Source organism: Thermanaeromonas sp. C210 (genome assembly GCF_013167955.1).
Taxonomy (GTDB): domain Bacteria; phylum Bacillota; class DSM-521; order Neomoorellales; family Neomoorellaceae; genus UBA12545.
Map to the genome: position 1 here is coordinate 798,959 of NZ_BLWF01000001.1, position 16,689 is coordinate 815,647.

The following is a 16,689-nucleotide window of genomic DNA, read 5'->3' on the forward strand; positions in this document are numbered from 1 at the left end:
GAGCAGTCACGGCAGGCCTCCCGCAAGCCGGGAGGCCTTTGCATTTTCCGGCACCTACAGCCTCCCTTCCACCTGCTCCCTGATTACCTTGCTCAGCAGCACCCGGCCGCCAGGGAAGTGCACCTCCACTTCCATCAGCAGGCCCGGCGCGGCAGGGTCCTCGGCCGTGGCCACGTACCTCACCACTCGTCCTTCGGCAAAGGTGCATAACCTTTACACCCTTTGCCCGCTGAGGGGATCACCAGCCTGGCCTCAGCGACGGCCGTTAGGTCCACTAGCCGGCCTTCTTCGTCCGTAAGCGTAAACACCTGTTCGACTCCTGGGCTGGCCTCCTTCGCTGCTCTTGCCGCCTGCCTTTAAGCGGGAGTTCAAATACTCCCCACAGTTATCGGAGCGACTTCGCAGAAGAACCACATCCCTGTCTCTGACTATGAGCTAATGGCCTGGCGGAAGGGTTAAATCCTACTCACATGTGAAATAGGGTACAACGACGGAGTGGGAACGGAGGAAAATAAAGGAATCGCGGACTAGGTCTCGTTAAGTGGAATTTAAATCCGGTCCCGCGATGTACATTTCCCAGGGGGGACTTGCCGGTCAGCGCATGGGGAAAGCAGCCGGTCCCCAAGCGTTTTGCTGTGGATTTAGGTGATGAAATTTACGTGGCCCCTCTTCCTTTACCAAGTGGGACTTAAGTCCGTAGGACCTTGGTCGATAATAGCAAATGAAGGCCTTATCGGAAAGCTAAAACATTGCCAGGGAGGAAAGGCGAGGAGCATCCGGTGTACTAAACTGCGCCCTTAACCGAACGGGGAACTCGCCATAAATGACCTCGGTACCGCCTTCGAAAACTTCTGCAGCACCGCGTATCGCATAGGGAAGTTTATAGGCGGTGGAGACGAAGGAGTTCACCAAGCGAATATTTGCGGCAGGCCGCCACAACCGTGTTAGCCCGGACCAACCTGCAGCTGCAGGTGATGCTAGGGCTCCTAGGCCGAAAAGCTGAAAAGACCGTGAGAGCCCTGGAACCGATGACGTTTTTTCTATTCCTTTGGGCAGCATTGAGTGTCCCTAATGAACCTTTTCAGAAAAAGGGGTGGCGCTGTTACCTGAAGAGTGTATTGTATGCGAGTTTTGTTTTCATGGAGTAGGGCACGGGCTTTTCTACACCGGCAAAATCGGCGACTTCAGTTTTGTCTACGACTGCGGAAGCAGTTCACAGCGTAAGATTTTTGCGAAGGCTAAAAAGTTTGTGCGAAAGCATCTTCCTGAAGTAGCGGAACAGGACAGAAGAGTAAAGGTGCTACCTTTTCTTTTCATTTCTCATCTCCATTATGACCATGTTTCAGGCTTGGAAGGGCTTCTTAAGGCAGGAGTGAGGGTGGATTATGCTTTCCTACCGTACCTATCTCCGTGGGAGAGATTACTACTTGCCTTGGTATTACCTCAAGGCATTTACCAGTCCTCACGTTGGTACTTGGACTTGTTATATGACCCCGTAGGTTTTCTAATGGAGCAGGGTGTCAAGAAAGTGATTCTATTAACTAGTAGAGGTTCCGGTCGGACGGGACGTCCTCTTCAATATGACCCCGTAAACATTGAGGGTTTGCCCGGATACCATGTTTACTTAAAGGGCTTAGAGCCATTGGACGAGACCATGGAAAGGAGTATTCTTTCCGAAGAGGATAGTTCCTGGAAAGATTATCGTACGGACGGACGGCTGTGGATTGGTGTACCTACTCCGAACTCCAATGAAGTCAGAGGACCGGTGCTGTGGGAGTTTGTCCTTTACTGCGTTCCTATGTCTGAGAATGAGATTGCCTGCTTTAGGGAGTGGGTAGCAAAGCAGCCTAGTGTTAGGTTAGTTCTCGGGCAACGTGGAGATACTGCCTTGGCACTTCTTTCTGATCCATTTCTTTTGCAGAAGCTGAGGAAGCGCTACAGCAAGTTATTACCAAAAGGAGAAAATTTAAATTTCACCTCATTGCTCCTTTGGCACGCCCCACTGATGGAAAATATATCAGCGATGGAAGCAGGGCACTGCTTGGACTATGGTGGTATCCATGGAAGTTTATACAAAACGCTTGTAGAATGTTGCCCGCAGGACACCTGGTGCGCTTTCCTAAAGCTACTTGGTTGGGAAAATAAGTTAGGGCAGTTTCTCCTTGGGGACTTGAACTATCGGCAGTTGGTTAAAGATGGGGGAATGTACAACCAATTCCGCCAGCACTTTGGCGACAGGCTGAATGCTACCATGGTCTGCCTTTTGCCTCATCACGGTTCAAGAAGGAATTGGGATAGACAGATTCTGGAGGACATGGGGTCGGCAAAGTTTTGGGTGGCGTCGGCCGAGAGAAGAAGGGGCGGCTACCCTCCTCATTGGGAGGTCATTGCTGATATCACTTCTGCAGGAAGGAGTTTCGTATGGGTTGGCGGTACCACTTCCGGCAACGTTAGCTGTGACACGTGTACTAACACTCCGCAGGACACGGACTACGTTGTTGTGTTCACCTTTTAGAAGACATAGGCCCCAGCAAACTCGCCTCTAACTCGAATTTTAATAGGTGGGTCTGGAGTGGAAATGGTTGGTTCATTTGAGAAATAACTTTGTTCTGATGTGCAGTGATATTTCGCAAGCCTGCCGGTTAGTTGCGAGTTAAAAAGTTTGGGTTTGCGTATGGCAAACCGGGCCGGGCAGGAGGTGAGATAAGTGCGGGTGAAAAACGTTAGAGGCCGTTTCCTTCTTCTTGACGGTACTGAGAAAGAAGGAAGAAAAATTATCCGGGAGGCGGGCCTGGGGGAAAGTGAGATTATATTTCCGTTATTTCCTGACGGTACCGGTTCGGGGCGCACTGTATGGTGGGCTAACGCGGCGTTCCATTTCAATCAACTTGTCTCTGCAGTCGCTAATGAGGACAAGGTTTTTTACTGGGGGCCGCGCCGCTTCCTGCGCCTTTTCTTACGGGAGGCCGCCGAGTGGGACGGGCATCAACCGCTCTTCTGGTCACACTGGGAGCGAGTCCGGGAAGAGGGTATGGTGAAGTTTTACGGGGCCCTCGGGGCCTGCCTTCCCGGAGAAGTACCTGTGGGGGTTCTCCCCACTCACCTCGGTAACAGGTTTTTCGAAGAGAGTCTTACAAGGGCCCTTGCTGAGGTGAACTGTAGTTTAGTGCGCTGCGGGAGGCCCTGGCCTACACCGGAGGAGGAACTCCGCACCCCCAAAGGAGCACAGAAGATCACACTGGCGATGATCGTCAAAGATGAGGAGGCGTTCCTTGCCGGGTGCCTGGAGCAGGCCCTTCCCTTTGTCGACGACATTGTGCTGGTCGACACCGGCTCCCAGGACCGTACGGCCGAGGTTGCCGCAAGCTATGGGGCACGCCTCCTGCGCCACGAGTGGAACGTAGACTTCGCCGCGGCGCGCAACGCGTACCTTGAGGAGATACGGGAGGGTTGGGTCCTCACCCTGGACGCCGATGAGTATCTGACCCCCGCGGCAGGAGCCTGCCTGCGGCGTTTGGCCGAGCGTGGGGAGCCGAAGGTATACTACCTCCGTACTTATAATTACCACAATGAGTTCCTGGCGCACTTTACCGACCAGGCGAACATAAGGCTTTTCTGGCGAGCTCCCGACGCCCGGTATGTGGGGGAGATTCACGAGCAACTGGTCACTTCGCTCCCGCGCGAGCTCGTGGGCGGCCCTTACGTTGTGCACTACGGTTATCTGCCGGGTGTAATGGGAAAGAAGCAGAAACGTTCTCGTAACCTTGAAATCCTGAGGCAAGTCACGGCAGAAAGGGAGTCTCCCTTTGACTGGTACAACTACGGTCTATCCCTTCTTGGCAGCGGGCAGGCGGCGGAGGCGTTAGAGGCCCTCGAGCATTACCTAAAGCTCGAGACGCCGGGGGCCGTCGAGAAGCGTCCTTCTGCCTTCTGGCATGCGGCGCGGGCGGCCCTGGCCTGCGGGAAGAGGGAACTCGCCCTCGAGTATGCCGAGAAGGCCTGCGAAGCCCCTCTGCCCGAGTGCCACTTTACCAGAGGGCAGGTCCTTGAAGCCTTGGGCCGTGTTGAGGAAGCCATTGGGGCTTACCGCACGGCTGCTTCCCTGCCCGATCCTCCGGCCAGCCTGTATCAGATATTTAACCAGACGGATACTTCCATCAAACTGTGGCGCGCTCGCCTAGCCGCAGCGTCCCTCCTGGAAAAGGGTAAGAGGTATGCAGAGGCCGAGCAGGAGTACAAGCAAGTCCTTGAAGGAGACTTCGCGAATGTCTTTGCCCTTATGGGTCTTGCTCGGGTAAAGCGCTTGCAGGGAAAGCTCCGCGAGGCCCTTAAGTGGGCCCGCCGGGGCGTTGACTATCTCCCGGATGCCCTCGAACCCCATCTCGAGTACCTGGAAGTGCTCTTGGCCCAGGGAGAGTTAGAAGCGGCACGGGAGCATGTTGCGGGGACGCGGCTTGCGCCTGCCCTGGAGGGCCGATTGTGGCTGCGCCTGGCGGGCAAAGCCGCGGAGGCCGGGGAGTGGACGGTCGCCTTGGAGGCGTCGCAGAAAGTCCTTGAGAACGAGCCAGATAGCACGGCTGCCCTTGTCCTCAAAGCGCGGGCTTTGAGGGGCTTGGGACGGCTGAAGGAGGCTGAAGAAGCACTTCGGAATGTATCAGACCTGCCGGACGTCAGGAACGAGCGCGGCTGCATTGCTCTGGCCCAAACTAGACTTGATGAAGCGGAAGAGATTTTCCGCACAGTGCTGGCCGAAGACCCTGCGCATGCGGCGGCAGCCACCAACCTCGCCCAGGTTCTAGTTCTTCGCGGAAAGGTGGAAGAGGCCCTCGAAGTGTTGAGGCCTTTTGTTGATGGCGGCTCCCTGGACCAGAACCCGCGTTCTGCTCTCCTTGCGGCACGCTGCCTCAACGCCCTCGGGCAGTTTGAGGAGGCGCTTGCTCTTTTGAGTTTCTTGGAACCGGGGTCTCTCCCAAAGTCACTTCAGAGCGAGTTTTACTTAGTGAAAGGAAACTCTCTTTTTGGCCTGGAGGATTGGGAGAGAGCCGGGGAATGTTACTTTGAGGGATTCCGCATGAATCCCGAAGACCATGAACTCTTGATGCGAGTGGGTCTGCTGATGATCAAAGTAGAGCGGTGGGAAGATGCAAAGAACGCCTTTACCCGGGTGCTCATGTTAGATCCCGGCAACAAAGAGGCTGCACAGTTCTTAGAGTTGGCTCAAGCAGCCGCTTGCATAGCGAAGAGGTGAATGCGGTTTGGGGTTCGGCCTGGTAGGTGGGCCCCCCTGAAGGCTGGCCTAACGAAAACGATGCCAGGAAAGCCTTGCGTATTGCTAAACGGGTGCACGCCTATGGAATTATGGAAAGGGAATAAGTGACTGGGAGTGATATAAGTTATGTCCGTTGCCGCTTTAGCCGGCAGCTTTTTATTTAGTGCCCGGGATTCAAGGGCCCCGGTCAAAATTTTCGGGTACCGGGTACTAACCCCGGCGTTGCCCGGTACCCGAAAACCGGAAGGTCTTAAAGTTTTTGTCCGAAAAAGCTCTGCCGCCGGTAAAAAAGCCGGCGCCGCTAGGAGGCATTATGTTTGGGTACGAACGTTGCGCAGGCGGTGTCGTCGGCGTCGGCCGTCATGTAGTCCGGGTCTTTGGGGCGCACGAAGATGCTGGAAGCCCTGCATTCATCGTCCTGGTGGTAGAGGCACTGGGTTACGGAGCACTTAATGCGGGGCAAGGGCTTTCACCTCCTCTGCTGGAGGATAGGGTGCCCCTTGGAAGGCAAATTATGCAAAAAGATGGGCTTTCTGCCAGGTTTAAGCCTCGTCGCCTTCTCCCTTGATGACGGCCAGGGGTTTAAGCCGGACCACAGGGCGGGTAAGGCCGGCGTCCACCAGGGTCCCCACCACTTCGTCGATGTCCTTGTAGGCCAGGGGTGCCTCGTCCAGGAGGGAGCGGAGTTTCTTTGCCCTGAGGAGCACCCCTTCCATGGAGGCGCGCAACTCCTCGACGGACAGGGAGGTCCGTGCTTTTTTGCGGGACATGACCCGGCCGGCGCCGTGGTTTACGGAGTGGAAGGTTTCGGCTATGCGGTCGGTCCCCACCACCACGTAGGAGGCGGTGCCCATGCTGCCGGGGATGATGGCCGGCTGGCCTATCCCGCGGTAGCGGGCCGGGACCTCCGGGTGGCCGACGGGCAGGGCCCTGGTGGCCCCTTTGCGGTGCACCAGGAGCTCCCGGCCCCCGTGCTCTTCGAACTTGGCAATGTTGTGGGCCACGTCGTAAACCAGTTCCAGGCCCATCTCTTCCAGGGGGAGCTTTAATACCTCCTCAAAGGCCTCCCGCACCAGGAAGGTGATGAGCTGGCGGTTGGCAAAGGCGAAGTTGGCGGCGCAGGCCATGGCCGCCAGGTAATCCCGGCCCTCGGTGGAACTGATGGGCGCGGCCGCCAGCCCCTTGCTGGGCAGGCGCAGGCTGTATTTGGCCGCCGCCCGGGCCATCCGGTCCGAATAGTCGGTGCAGATCTGGTGGCCGAAGCCCCGGCTGCCGGTGTGGATGAGGACGGTCACCTTACCCTCCTCAAGGCCCATGATGCCCGCCCCTTCGGGCCAGAAGACTTTCTCTACCCTGCCTATCTCGATAAAATGATTGCCGCCCCCTATGGTGGCCAGCTGGTCGGAGCGCTCCCTGGCCTCGCGGCTGACGGCCTTCAGGCTCGCGCCCGGCAGGGCGCCTCCGGCCTCTATGGCCCCTTCATCTCCCGGCAGGCCGTATCCCTTGCGGATGAAGTAGGCGGCACCCCCGGTGCAGACGGCCTCCAGGTCGGCCTCCCTGAATTCGCGGAACAGGCTGGCCCGGCCCACGCCCGCGGGCACGCGTTTCTCTATGGCGGCCAGCAGCTTTTCCAGGCGGCTCTCACTCAAGGCCGCGGCTTCCAGGCGGGTTCTCAAGAGGCGCACGCCGCAGTTGATGTCCATGCCCACCGCGCCGGCGGACACCACCCCGGACCCGGCGTCGGTGGCCATGACTCCGCCGATGGGTAGCCCGAAGCCGGTGTGGATGTCCGGCATGCCGATGACCGGGGAAACCACCCCTTCTAGGGTGGCGGCATCGGCCAGCTGTTTTAGGGCCTCTGTTTCGTCGAACTGCTGCCGGAGGCTGGGACTTAAGAAAACCAGCACTTCCGCCCGCATGTCCCCCGAGGGCCGCAGGCGGTAGCGGTTCTTGCCGCAGGGTTCGAGGTTCAGTTCCATAAGAAGTTACCCTCCCGGAAACATTGCTGGAAGTGGGCGGAATAGGGTACAATGGATAAAGCCAGAACGCTGAAGGAGCAGTCATATGCGGGGAAAACTGCTTTTGGTGGACGGTAATAGCGTAGCCCACCGCGCCTTTCACGCCCTCCCCCTTTTGAGCAACAGCGCAGGGGCGTTTACCAACGCCGTATACGGCTTCACCCTTATGCTGCAGAAGGCCCTGGAAGAAGCCGGGCCGGATTACGTGGCCGTGGCCTTTGACCACGGCAGGGTGACCTTCCGGACGGAGCTCCTGGCCACCTATAAGGGTCACCGGCCGGAAACGGCGGTGGAACTGCGGCCCCAGTTTGCGCTGATTAAGAAACTCCTCCAGGCCTGGCGGATCGCTACTTATGAGTGCGAGGGATTTGAGGCCGACGACCTCATTGGCACCCTGGCCCGCCAGGCGGAGAACAAGGGTCTGGCCTGTCTAATTTTAACAGGAGATCGGGATGCCCTGCAACTCGTTAGTGAAAAAACCAAGGTCATGCTCATGCGCCGGGGCATATCCCAGGTGGAGGTTTATGATCTGCTGGCGGTGAGGGCCCAGTACGGGCTGGAGCCCCCCCAGCTCATCGATGTTAAAGCCCTGATGGGGGACGCCTCGGACAACATTCCGGGCGTCCCAGGGATCGGCGAAAAGACGGCCGTGCAGCTTGTGCAGCAGTTCGGAGACCTGGAAACCGTGCTGGCCCGGGCGGGCGAGATAAAACGGCGGAAGATGGCGGAAAACCTGCAGGCCCACGCCGACCAGGCCCGCCTGGCCAAAAGGCTCGCCGCCATCGACTGCCGTGCGCCGGTAGAGCTGGACCTGGAGTACTGCCGGAGGAGGAGGCCGGACTACGAGGCTCTGCTCGCCTTGTTCAAGGAGCTCCAGTTCAACAGCCTCTTGAGGGGCGTGCTCAAGGAAATGGAGGAGCTCAAGAAAGAGGAGGGGCGGGTGGAGGTGAGGGGCCTGGAGGCGCCCCGCCCCCTGGTGCTGGAAGGGATCGGGCAGCTTGAGGGGCTGGTGCGGGACCTGGCCGGCCGGGGCGAAGTGGCCCTGGAACTGGAATATACTTCCCCCAACTACATGGAGGCCGACCTGGCGGCCCTGGCCCTGGCCTGGGAGGGGCAGACGGCCGTGCTGCCAGGCGGGTGGCCCCGTCGCGCCGTGGCGGCGGCCCTGGAGCCCCTGGCGGCGGGCAGGGAAGGACTGCTGTTTCACGATGCCAAGGCGGCCATGCTGTGGCTGGCCGAGTCCGGGGCGCGGGTGGCCGACCCGGCGGGCGATACCATGATAGCGGGTTATCTTCTGGATCCCACGGCCTCCCGCCACGACCTGCCCGCCCTCTGCCTGGAACACCTGGACGTGGCCCTGGTGGAGGACCGGGACGAGCCCTTACTTAGTGTTGCGGGCCGCGCCTATGGGGTGCTAAGGCTCCACCGGGTGCTAGCGGAAAAGGTGCGCCTGGCCGCCATGGAAAAGCTCTACAGAGAGGTGGAGCTCCCCTTAAGCCGGGTTCTGGCCGCCATGGAGAGGAGCGGGGTGGCGGTGGACCGCCTTACCCTGGACGTTATGGGAGAAGAGTTCGATAGGGCCCTGCAGGAGCTTACGGAGGAGATATACCGCCTGGCCGGGGAGGAGTTCAACATCAATTCCCCGCGGCAGCTGGCCGCCATCCTGTTTGAGAAGCTTGGCCTGCCGCCGGTTAAGAAGACCAAGACCGGCTTTTCCACCGACGCGGAGGTGCTGGAAGAGCTGGCCGCCAAGCACGAGATTGCCGCCCGCCTGGTGGAATACCGCCAGATTATGAAGCTTAAGTCCACCTATATAGACGGCCTGAAGCCCCTGATCAATCCGCGCACCGGGAGGCTGCATACGAGCTTCAACCAGACGGTTACGGCCACGGGCCGCCTTTCCAGTAGCGAGCCCAACCTACAGAACATACCGGTGCGGCTGGAGCTGGGAAGGCGGCTGCGCAGGGCCTTCGTGCCCCGGGAGGCCGGCCGGGTCCTCCTTGCGGCGGACTACTCCCAAATCGAGCTGCGGATCATGGCCCACCTTTCCGGGGATGAAAAGTTGAGGGAGGCCTTCCTTTTAGGGGAGGATATCCATGCCCGGACGGCCGCGGAGGTCTTCGGCGTCTCCCTGGAGGAGGTAACGCCGGAAATGCGGCGTGCAGCCAAGGCGGTGAACTTCGGGATAATATACGGCATCAGCGACTACGGCCTGTCGCGGGACCTGGGCATTAGCCGGCGGGAAGCCCATGACTACATCGAGCGCTATTTCCGGCGCTACCCGAAGGTCAAGGCCTACCTGGAGGAGGCGGTGAGGGAAGCGAGGGAGACGGGTTACGTTACCACCCTCCTGGGCCGGCGCCGCTACCTTCCCGACCTTTTCAGCCCCAATCATAATATACGCAGTTTTGGGGAGCGCACGGCCAGGAATACCCCCATCCAGGGCTCGGCCGCCGACATTATCAAAGTGGCCATGGTGGGTATTTTTCGTCGGCTGGAGGAAAGGGCTCTTAAGACGGAGATGATCCTCCAGGTCCACGACGAGCTCATCTTCGATGTACCGGAAGGAGAACTGGAACTGGTGGGCGCCCTGGTCAAAGAAGAGATGGAAAATGCGGTGCCCCTGGAGGTGCCACTGAAGGTGGACCTCAAGTACGGCCCCAACTGGTACGACCTTAAACCCCTTCATCTTCCGTGAGATTCCTTAAAGGGTGGAACAGTAATGCCGGAATTGCCGGAAGTAGAAACTATTAAACGGACCCTAAAGCCGAAGGTCGAGGGCCGGGTGATAGAGGGGGTCGAGGTGCTAAACCCGGCGGTGGTGTGCTCCCCTTCCCCGGAGGAATTTTGTTCCCTTTTGCCGGAAAAAAGGATCTTGGATATCGGGCGCCGGGGAAAGTACCTCCTCTGGCAGGTGGACGGGGGTCATGCCCTGGTTTGGCACCTGGGTATGACCGGCCGCCTTACCGTGTCGTCCCCCGGGGTGCCCCTGGAGCCCCATACCCACGTGCTTTTGACCCTGGACGGCGGCCTGCAGGTGCGCTATGCGGACCCGCGGCGCTTCGGAAGGTGCTACCTGGGACCCGTACCAGGGGTTTTCACCCTGGCCGGGCTGGACCGCCTGGGCGTAGAACCTTTAAGCCCGGAGTTCACACCGGAAGGGCTTAAAGGGTTGCTGGCCGGCCGCCGGCGGTGTGTGAAGGAGGTCCTTCTGGACCAGCACTGCCTTGCCGGGCTGGGCAACATATATTGCGACGAGGCTCTGTTTGAAGCCGGGATTCACCCCTTAAGGCCTTCCTGCACCCTTACGGTTGGGGAGGTGGCCCGCTTGCACCGGGCCATCCGGAAGGTGCTGGAGGACGGGATCTGCCACGGCGGCACCAGCATACGCGACTACATTGACGGCGACGGGAAGCGGGGATGCCACCAGGAGTACCTGGCGGTTTACGGGAGGGCGGGCCAACCGTGCCCCCGCTGTGGCGGGCCTGTTGAGCGCCTGGTCGTCGGCGGCCGGGGTACCCATTTTTGCCGCCGGTGCCAGGGTTAGGGCGATGCCCGGCGGCAGGGCCGGGGAGAAAGAGGGCCTTGGCGCCGGCCGGGATGCAAAGAGGGCCTGCCGGGTGCCGGGGGACGTTGTGTTAAGGGCGGCGTTATGAGGTGGAAGGTGCATCAGGGTGAAGGTCATAGGTTTAACCGGAGGCATTGCCTCGGGTAAGAGCACCGTGGCAGGCATCCTGGCCTCTCTGGGGGCCAGGGTGATAGATGCGGATAAGATAGCCCGGGAAGTAGTAGAACCCGGCAAGCCCGCCTGGGAAGAAATCAAGTCTGTCTTCGGGGAAGAATATTTGCGGCCCGACGGTACCGTTGACCGCCGGGCCCTAGGCAGTCTCGTTTTCCAGGACCCGGAGGCCCGGGAGAAACTCAACGCCATTACCCACCCCCGTATTAAGGAGGAAATAGCCCGGCGGCTGGAGGCGTGCCGCCGGGAGGATCCGGCAGGAGTGGTAGTGGTAGAGGCGGCCCTTTTGCTGGAGGCGGGAATGGAGCGGACGGTGGATGAAGTCTGGGTGGTGACAGCACCGGAAGAGGTGCGGTTAAAAAGACTCATGGAGCGGGACAACCTTTCCCGGGAGGAGGCCCGGCGGCGCATAAAGGCCCAGTGGCCTGAGGAAGAGCGACTCAGGTTCGCGTCACGGGTCATAGATACGGGTAAGGATTTGGCTGCGACTGTGCAGGAGGTAAGGGCCCTCTGGCAGCAGCTGTGGGAGCGGAACAAGGGTGAGGGTTAAAGGGCGCGGTTGGATTTTCCTGCTGTTGCTGGCGGTGGTGGCCGCCCTGCTCGCCAAGCCGACGGCCCGGCTGGTGTATCCCTTCCCCTACCGCTCAAGTATACTGCATTACGCCGGGCAGAACGGCCTCGACCCGCTGCTCGTGCTGGCCGTCGTGCGGACGGAGAGTAAGTTTTATCCCCTGGCCGAATCCCTTACCGGAGCCCGGGGATTAATGCAGATCATGCCCGAGACGGCCCGCTGGGTGGCGGGACGCCTCCGGGAGGAATTCGATCCGGAGCGGCTGTTCGAGCCGGAGTATAATTTGCGGCTGGGGACGTGGTATCTGGCCTACCTTATAAGGGAATTCCGGGGCAGCCTGCCGGCGGCCCTGGCGGCTTACAACGGCGGCAGCCAGAACGTGGAGGACTGGCTCGGCCGGGGAGTGTGGGACGGCAGGAGCGCGTCCCTGGATAAAATCCCCTTCCCGGAGACGCGGGAGTTCGTCCGGCAGGTGCTGCGCGACTACCGGATTTATCGATTCCTTTATCCTGAGCCGGGCCGGTGAAATCTTTGGGCCCTGGGAAAGCCTTTGAAAGGTATTTGCCGCTGGAGGGAGAATAATAGAGAAGGGAGCGTGATTTACTTTGGCCCGGGACCTGACTTCCTTGGAACAGGTCCGCCAATTATCCGTGGAGGCGGACAGGACCTTTTTCTCGGCCCAACATGACGAGATCATCAGCGGGGCCACCACCGATATTTACTTTGTGCGCACTTATGAAATCCTTAAGGATTTGGGGCTTTTACATATCGAGGTGACGGCCGAGATTTTCCCCCGGCGGCCGGGCATTATGGCGGGCGTACCGGAAGTCCTCAATCTTTTGCGGGGGAAGAAGGTCGAAATATGGGGCCTGCCGGAGGGAACCCCTTTTGAGGCCAAAGAAGTGGTCATGCGCATCCACGGCCCTTACGGCGAGTTCGGACTTTTTGAGACCACCATCCTGGGGTTTTTGGCCAGCTCCAGCGGCTGGGCCACGGCGGCCAGGGAGATTAAGGAAGCGGCGGGGGATAAACCCTTCATCTGCTTTGGAGCGAGGCATGTTCACCCGGCGGTGGCGCCGGTTATGGAGAGGGCAGCCCTCATAGGCGGCGCCGCGGGGGCGAGCTGCATCCTGGCGGCCAAGATAGCCGGCATTGAGCCTCAGGGGACGGTACCCCACGCTCTGTTCCTCATCATCGGGGATACGGTGGAGGGGGCCGCAGCCTACCACCGGCTGATGCCTCCGGACGCCAAGAGGACCATCCTGGTGGATACTTTTAAAGACGAGGCGGAAGAGGCCCTGCGGGTGGCCGGGGCTTTGGGGGAGGCCCTGGACGGGGTACGGCTGGATACTCCCAGCGAGCGCGGGGGTGTAACCCCGGAGCTGGTGAGGGAAGTCCGGACGAGGCTGGACCAGGCCGGTTTCCACCATGTGCGCATTTTAGTATCCGGGGGCCTGACCCCGGAAAAAGTCCGCCTCCTGGCCGAGGCCGGCGCCGATGCCTTCGGGGTGGGTAGCTATATCTCGGGCGCTCCGCCCATTGATATGACCATGGACCTGAAGGAAGTGGCCGGCCGCCCGGTGGCCAAGCGGGGCCGCCTTCCCGGCATTATTCCTAATCCCAAGCTACAGCGTCTTTATCCTTGACGTCTTTATCCTTGACACGGCCGGCGCCTTTGCATATAATGTAACCAGAAGTAGAAAACGGGTCGGAGTGGCGGAACTGGCAGACGCGTACGTTTGAGGGGCGTATGGGTAATCCCGTGCGGGTTCAAGTCCCGCCTCCGACACCAACGTTATGCTTATCCAGCGAAAGCTGGAATTCTGCCTCTACCCTATCCGGGTAGAGGGTTATTTTTTTACATATGTCTCGACGAATCTTCTAGCTTCGTGAGGTTCCAGATTGGAGGTCGCCGGGTGGAGGGTGTATTGACCGGATTGCGGGTACAAACATAATAAGGAGTGATAAGAGAAGCCCCCGAATCTAACCGGCTCCGGGGGCTTTTTTTGCTTATCACACACAAGAACAGCCCCCTCGAAACGGGGGGCTAAAGGAAGTTTTGAACAGATTTTAGTGATCCCCAAAGAACAGCAGGATGAGGATTAGGAACAGTATAAAAGCAAATTTGCCGTCAAAGAATTTTCCACCAAACATAAAGACCCTCCTATCCCATTTCTTACTGTATTGTATGAAGCAGGCGGAGAAGTGTGAGTGTTATCGCCTAAAATTATGTGGTAAAGCCCGAGATGATTGAGCCGGTGCAATAGGGCGGTACCTGCTAACAAATACTATCGTCTTTCCATACTTTATATTGTAAGAAAAATAAAAGGAGGAAGAGACGATGCGGAGTAATACTGAGATTGTAACTTTTCTTGGCCAATTCGATTATCATAAGCACGTTCACGACCACAGTGGCAAGACCAGCTGCGCTCTCGGCCATGCCCACTTGCACCCCGGAGTGACTGGTTTACCCCTGCCGAAGGATGGCAGCCATATCCACACTTTATGGGGTATTACAACTTTTGACCGCGAGCACACGCATTCTTACTGCGCTACTACCGGTCCGGCCATTAATTTACCTGGGAACCCGCATACCCATTATGTGGACTTTGAAACAAACGAAGTCAATGGACATCGCCATAGAGTTATGGGCTATGTGGTACCATCGAAGGAATAGCTAATCTTTAGAACCTACGCCCCCGGGCTTGCGGGGGACCGCAGGATTGAAGTGAACCCCGTGCAACAGACAGGGGGGAAAAGCCCTGGCGCAGGGTAGCTTAAACTTACGCGAACTGGCACCGTTTTTCATTATATGGGTTAGTACGTTTTGGCAAGTTAAAACCCCCTGGTGTAGTTCTTATCCTACCACAGGGGGCTTTTTTGTCACTGTACGTTTTCACGGGTTGAGTACACTGTCTTGGGCCTTATATTGAAGTCATGCTTCAAGGTTAAGTACCCATCTCGATTGTTTAAAAGCCTGGGATACTTGTTCGTCCGTGTTAGATAGGGGTGGTACCATCCCCTTTTAACCGCAAGGTTGGTTAATGCCTCGTGGGCTAGAGCACACTGGACCGAGTACTCGCGGAGAACTACGCCTCACCTCCGGCGTCGCGGAGAGCAGGTTTGGCCCCTGGTGGCGCCGGTAGAGGGCTCATCCTCCGGAAAGGAGTGGCAGCAGTCTGATCTCGGCCCCGTCGGCTACCGGTGTCTGCGAAAGGAGGTCCGGAGAAATCACTTTCCCGTCTACTACCACCAGGGTCCAGGCATTGGGGGTTTCGCCGGCGGCACGCAGGACGTCGGCTACGGTCATACCGCCTTTGAAATCTATCTCCTTGCCGTTGACGGTGACCATTAGAAGTCGAAGAGCACCTCCAGTTCGTAGTCGTTGATGTCGAACTGGGAACCGGTGGCCACGGAGCGCTCGTGGTAGAAGAAGTCGGGAAGCCGGTCGTCCTCCCTGGTCATCCCGGCCATCTTGTTGAAGGCCCTTTCGGTCAGCAGGGTTTTTACCCCGAGGGTCGTTACCCGGGAGATATCGGCCTCGCCGCCGTACAGGGCGGCCATGAGCTCGGCCAGGAGGGGCAACCCGGCAACGGCATGGGCGAAGGCAAAAATACACATCATGCTGTCGGCAAAGGCTATGGCCACCTGCAGCTTGTTGGAGGCATGGGCCTGGGCGGCCCGGCCGCAGTCGTCGAAGGCACGGCCCATGGTCAGCCCGGCGGTGTGGTCCGCTCCCATGGGGCTCGTAGCATAGGTGATGCCTGTACCCTTGGTATTGCGCGGATCATACGCCGCCATGGCTTGGTGCTTGACTACGGGGATGCGCTTGACACCCAGGTTCTTGCCCACCGCCTCGCAGCCGTCGCCCAGGAGCCGGCCGAAGTCCGTCCCGTCTACCATTTCCTGCAGCAGGGCGAGGACGGCCTCCGCATCCCCCCATTTTATTTTGCCGGCCTCCATGCACATGGCCACGGCATTGGCGGTTTCGATGGTGTCCACTCCCATGTCGTCGCAGATCCGGTCCATACGTGCAATGGCGTCCAGATCGGCAATGTGGAGGTTCGGGCCGAAGAGGGCTATGGTCTCGTATTCGAAGGCGGAAGTGAGATAACTGCCGTCCTTGTCGTTGTATATGTTGGAGCACTGGACCACGCAACCGGGCTGGCAGGGACGCTTGTTCCGGCCGCCGCGAGAAGCCAGGTTGGTCATGAAGGCGTTGGCCCCGACCTTTTGATAATCCCGGAAGAGCCGGCCTGAGAAGTTGTCGACGGGCAGTATGCCGTTGGCTCCGGTTACTTCAATAGTAGCAATGGTGCCGATGTCGTGGAAGGGGTCGTTTTTGGCGCCCTCGGCAATCATGCGGTTCAATTTCCGGCAGGCCTCGTGGAACCTGGCCTCGTCGGCATAGGCAACCTTGTACTTTTCCCGGGGCTTCTCGATAACGATGGCCTTGAGGCCCTTGCTGCCCATCAGCGCCCCCAGGCCCCCGCGGGCCGCCGCCCGGCTGGGATGCCCCGTCTGGAATTCGGAAACCTGGATGGAGGCGGATCGGTAGAGGCGCTCTCCGGCACTGCCTATGGATATGGTAGCGATGTCGCTGCCGAATCTTTCTCGCATTTTTCCGATAAACTCGTAATTGTTGAGGCCCCTGTAGCTCCCGGCGTCCAGGAGCTCACTTTCCCCCTGGTCGTTGATGTGCAAGATCCACAGGCCGTCCCGGGCGGGGATGTCTTTCACCACGATCATTTTCAGGCCATGATCCGCCAGGAGACTCGCAGCATAGCCGCCCACGTTGCTCTCTTTAATGCCCCCGGTTAGAGGGCTTTTTCCCCCTACGGACATCCGGTGGGCGGTAGTTAAGGGCGTTCCGGCAAATAGGGTGGTGCAGAAAATAAGCTGGTTTTCGCTACCCAATGGATCGCACTGGGGAGGTACGTTTTTCATCAAGTACTGGGCAATTAGGGCCCTTCCTCCCAGCTCCCGGTACTGTTCCTCCAGGGGCTCTTTTTCTACAGTAAGGTTTTTCATGTTTACAACGAGTTTAGACCACATGGCCTTGACCTCCTCTGTTCTTGGTTGGAGATAACTG

At 58.8% G+C, this 16,689-nt stretch carries 14 protein-coding genes and 1 tRNA gene; 9 read left to right on the forward strand and 6 right to left on the reverse strand.

What is annotated here, in order from left to right:
* Positions 1-54: 54 nt before the first annotated feature.
* Together TAMC210_RS13630 and TAMC210_RS13635 are read right to left on the reverse strand one after the other, a co-directional pair.
* Positions 55-183, reverse strand: coding sequence for a hypothetical protein (locus TAMC210_RS13630; protein WP_256366472.1), 129 nt, complete (start codon positions 181-183; stop codon positions 55-57).
* Positions 180-308 carry a hypothetical protein gene (locus TAMC210_RS13635; RefSeq protein WP_256366473.1) on the reverse strand — a complete coding sequence of 43 codons (129 nt, stop codon included), beginning with the start codon at positions 306-308 and terminating at the stop codon, positions 180-182. The genes TAMC210_RS13630 and TAMC210_RS13635 overlap by 4 nt, the downstream gene beginning before the upstream one ends.
* Positions 309-1,093: 785 nt before the next feature.
* On the opposite strand from TAMC210_RS13635, the gene TAMC210_RS03835 reads away from it, so the two are divergent.
* Positions 1,094-2,515, forward strand: a complete 1,422-nt coding sequence (locus TAMC210_RS03835) for an MBL fold metallo-hydrolase (RefSeq protein ID WP_173297453.1) — start codon at positions 1,094-1,096, stop codon at positions 2,513-2,515.
* Positions 2,516-3,151: 636 nt separating this feature from the next.
* The gene (locus TAMC210_RS03840; protein ID WP_217267236.1) at positions 3,152-5,248 is read left to right on the forward strand and encodes a TPR domain-containing glycosyltransferase; all 2,097 of its coding nucleotides are present in this window, start codon (positions 3,152-3,154) and stop codon (positions 5,246-5,248) included.
* Positions 5,249-5,570: 322 nt separating this feature from the next.
* On the opposite strand, the gene TAMC210_RS03845 is transcribed toward TAMC210_RS03840, so the two are convergent.
* Together TAMC210_RS03845 and TAMC210_RS03850 are read right to left on the reverse strand one after the other, a co-directional pair.
* Positions 5,571-5,732, reverse strand: coding sequence for a DUF1540 domain-containing protein (locus TAMC210_RS03845; RefSeq protein WP_173297455.1), 162 nt, complete (start codon positions 5,730-5,732; stop codon positions 5,571-5,573).
* Between the two features lie 79 nt (positions 5,733-5,811).
* On the reverse strand, positions 5,812-7,248 hold the full coding sequence (locus TAMC210_RS03850; protein ID WP_254388487.1) for an RtcB family protein: 1,437 nt from the start codon (positions 7,246-7,248) through the stop codon (positions 5,812-5,814).
* A gap of 85 nt (positions 7,249-7,333) precedes the next feature.
* Here TAMC210_RS03850 and polA point away from each other — a divergent pair, with 85 nt between their 5' ends.
* The 7 genes from polA to TAMC210_RS13875 all read left to right on the forward strand — a co-directional run bounded on the left by polA (position 7,334) and on the right by TAMC210_RS13875 (position 14,274).
* Positions 7,334-9,985 (forward strand): DNA polymerase I, encoded by a 2,652-nt coding sequence (gene polA, locus TAMC210_RS03855; protein WP_173297456.1) that lies wholly within the window; start codon positions 7,334-7,336, stop codon positions 9,983-9,985.
* Positions 9,986-10,009: 24 nt separating this feature from the next.
* Complete coding sequence (gene mutM, locus TAMC210_RS03860) at positions 10,010-10,834, forward strand: bifunctional DNA-formamidopyrimidine glycosylase/DNA-(apurinic or apyrimidinic site) lyase (RefSeq protein ID WP_173297457.1); 825 nt, start codon at positions 10,010-10,012, stop codon at positions 10,832-10,834.
* Between the two features lie 127 nt (positions 10,835-10,961).
* Entirely contained in the window at positions 10,962-11,576 is a 615-nt protein-coding gene (gene coaE / locus TAMC210_RS03865; RefSeq protein WP_173297458.1) for a dephospho-CoA kinase, read from the forward strand.
* Entirely contained in the window at positions 11,566-12,123 is a 558-nt protein-coding gene (locus TAMC210_RS03870; protein ID WP_254388488.1) for a lytic transglycosylase domain-containing protein, read from the forward strand. Before coaE ends, TAMC210_RS03870 begins: the two co-directional genes overlap by 11 nt.
* Positions 12,124-12,202: 79 nt before the next feature.
* Positions 12,203-13,243, forward strand: coding sequence for a nicotinate phosphoribosyltransferase (locus TAMC210_RS03875; RefSeq protein ID WP_173297459.1), 1,041 nt, complete (start codon positions 12,203-12,205; stop codon positions 13,241-13,243).
* A 61-nt stretch (positions 13,244-13,304) separates the two neighbouring features.
* Positions 13,305-13,389, forward strand: a tRNA-Leu gene (locus TAMC210_RS03880).
* A gap of 549 nt (positions 13,390-13,938) precedes the next feature.
* Positions 13,939-14,274 (forward strand): YmaF family protein, encoded by a 336-nt coding sequence (locus TAMC210_RS13875; RefSeq protein ID WP_173297460.1) that lies wholly within the window; start codon positions 13,939-13,941, stop codon positions 14,272-14,274.
* Between the two features lie 474 nt (positions 14,275-14,748).
* On the opposite strand, the gene thiS is transcribed toward TAMC210_RS13875, so the two are convergent.
* Positions 14,749-14,949, reverse strand: coding sequence for a sulfur carrier protein ThiS (gene thiS / locus TAMC210_RS03890; RefSeq protein ID WP_173297461.1), 201 nt, complete (start codon positions 14,947-14,949; stop codon positions 14,749-14,751).
* On the reverse strand, positions 14,949-16,652 hold the full coding sequence (locus TAMC210_RS03895; RefSeq protein WP_173297462.1) for an aldehyde ferredoxin oxidoreductase C-terminal domain-containing protein: 1,704 nt from the start codon (positions 16,650-16,652) through the stop codon (positions 14,949-14,951). The genes thiS and TAMC210_RS03895 overlap by 1 nt, the downstream gene beginning before the upstream one ends.
* Positions 16,653-16,689: the final 37 nt, after the last annotated feature.

Coding starts and splice junctions, on each gene's coding strand:
- TAMC210_RS03850 (WP_254388487.1), bottom strand. CDS start 7,248: ATGGAACTGAACCTCGAACCCTGCGGCAAGAACCGCTACCGCCTGCGG.
- polA (WP_173297456.1), top strand. CDS start 7,334: ATGCGGGGAAAACTGCTTTTGGTGGACGGTAATAGCGTAGCCCACCGC.
- mutM (WP_173297457.1), top strand. CDS start 10,010: ATGCCGGAATTGCCGGAAGTAGAAACTATTAAACGGACCCTAAAGCCG.
- TAMC210_RS13875 (WP_173297460.1), top strand. CDS start 13,939: ATGCGGAGTAATACTGAGATTGTAACTTTTCTTGGCCAATTCGATTAT.
- thiS (WP_173297461.1), bottom strand. CDS start 14,949: ATGGTCACCGTCAACGGCAAGGAGATAGATTTCAAAGGCGGTATGACC.
- TAMC210_RS03895 (WP_173297462.1), bottom strand. CDS start 16,652: ATGTGGTCTAAACTCGTTGTAAACATGAAAAACCTTACTGTAGAAAAA.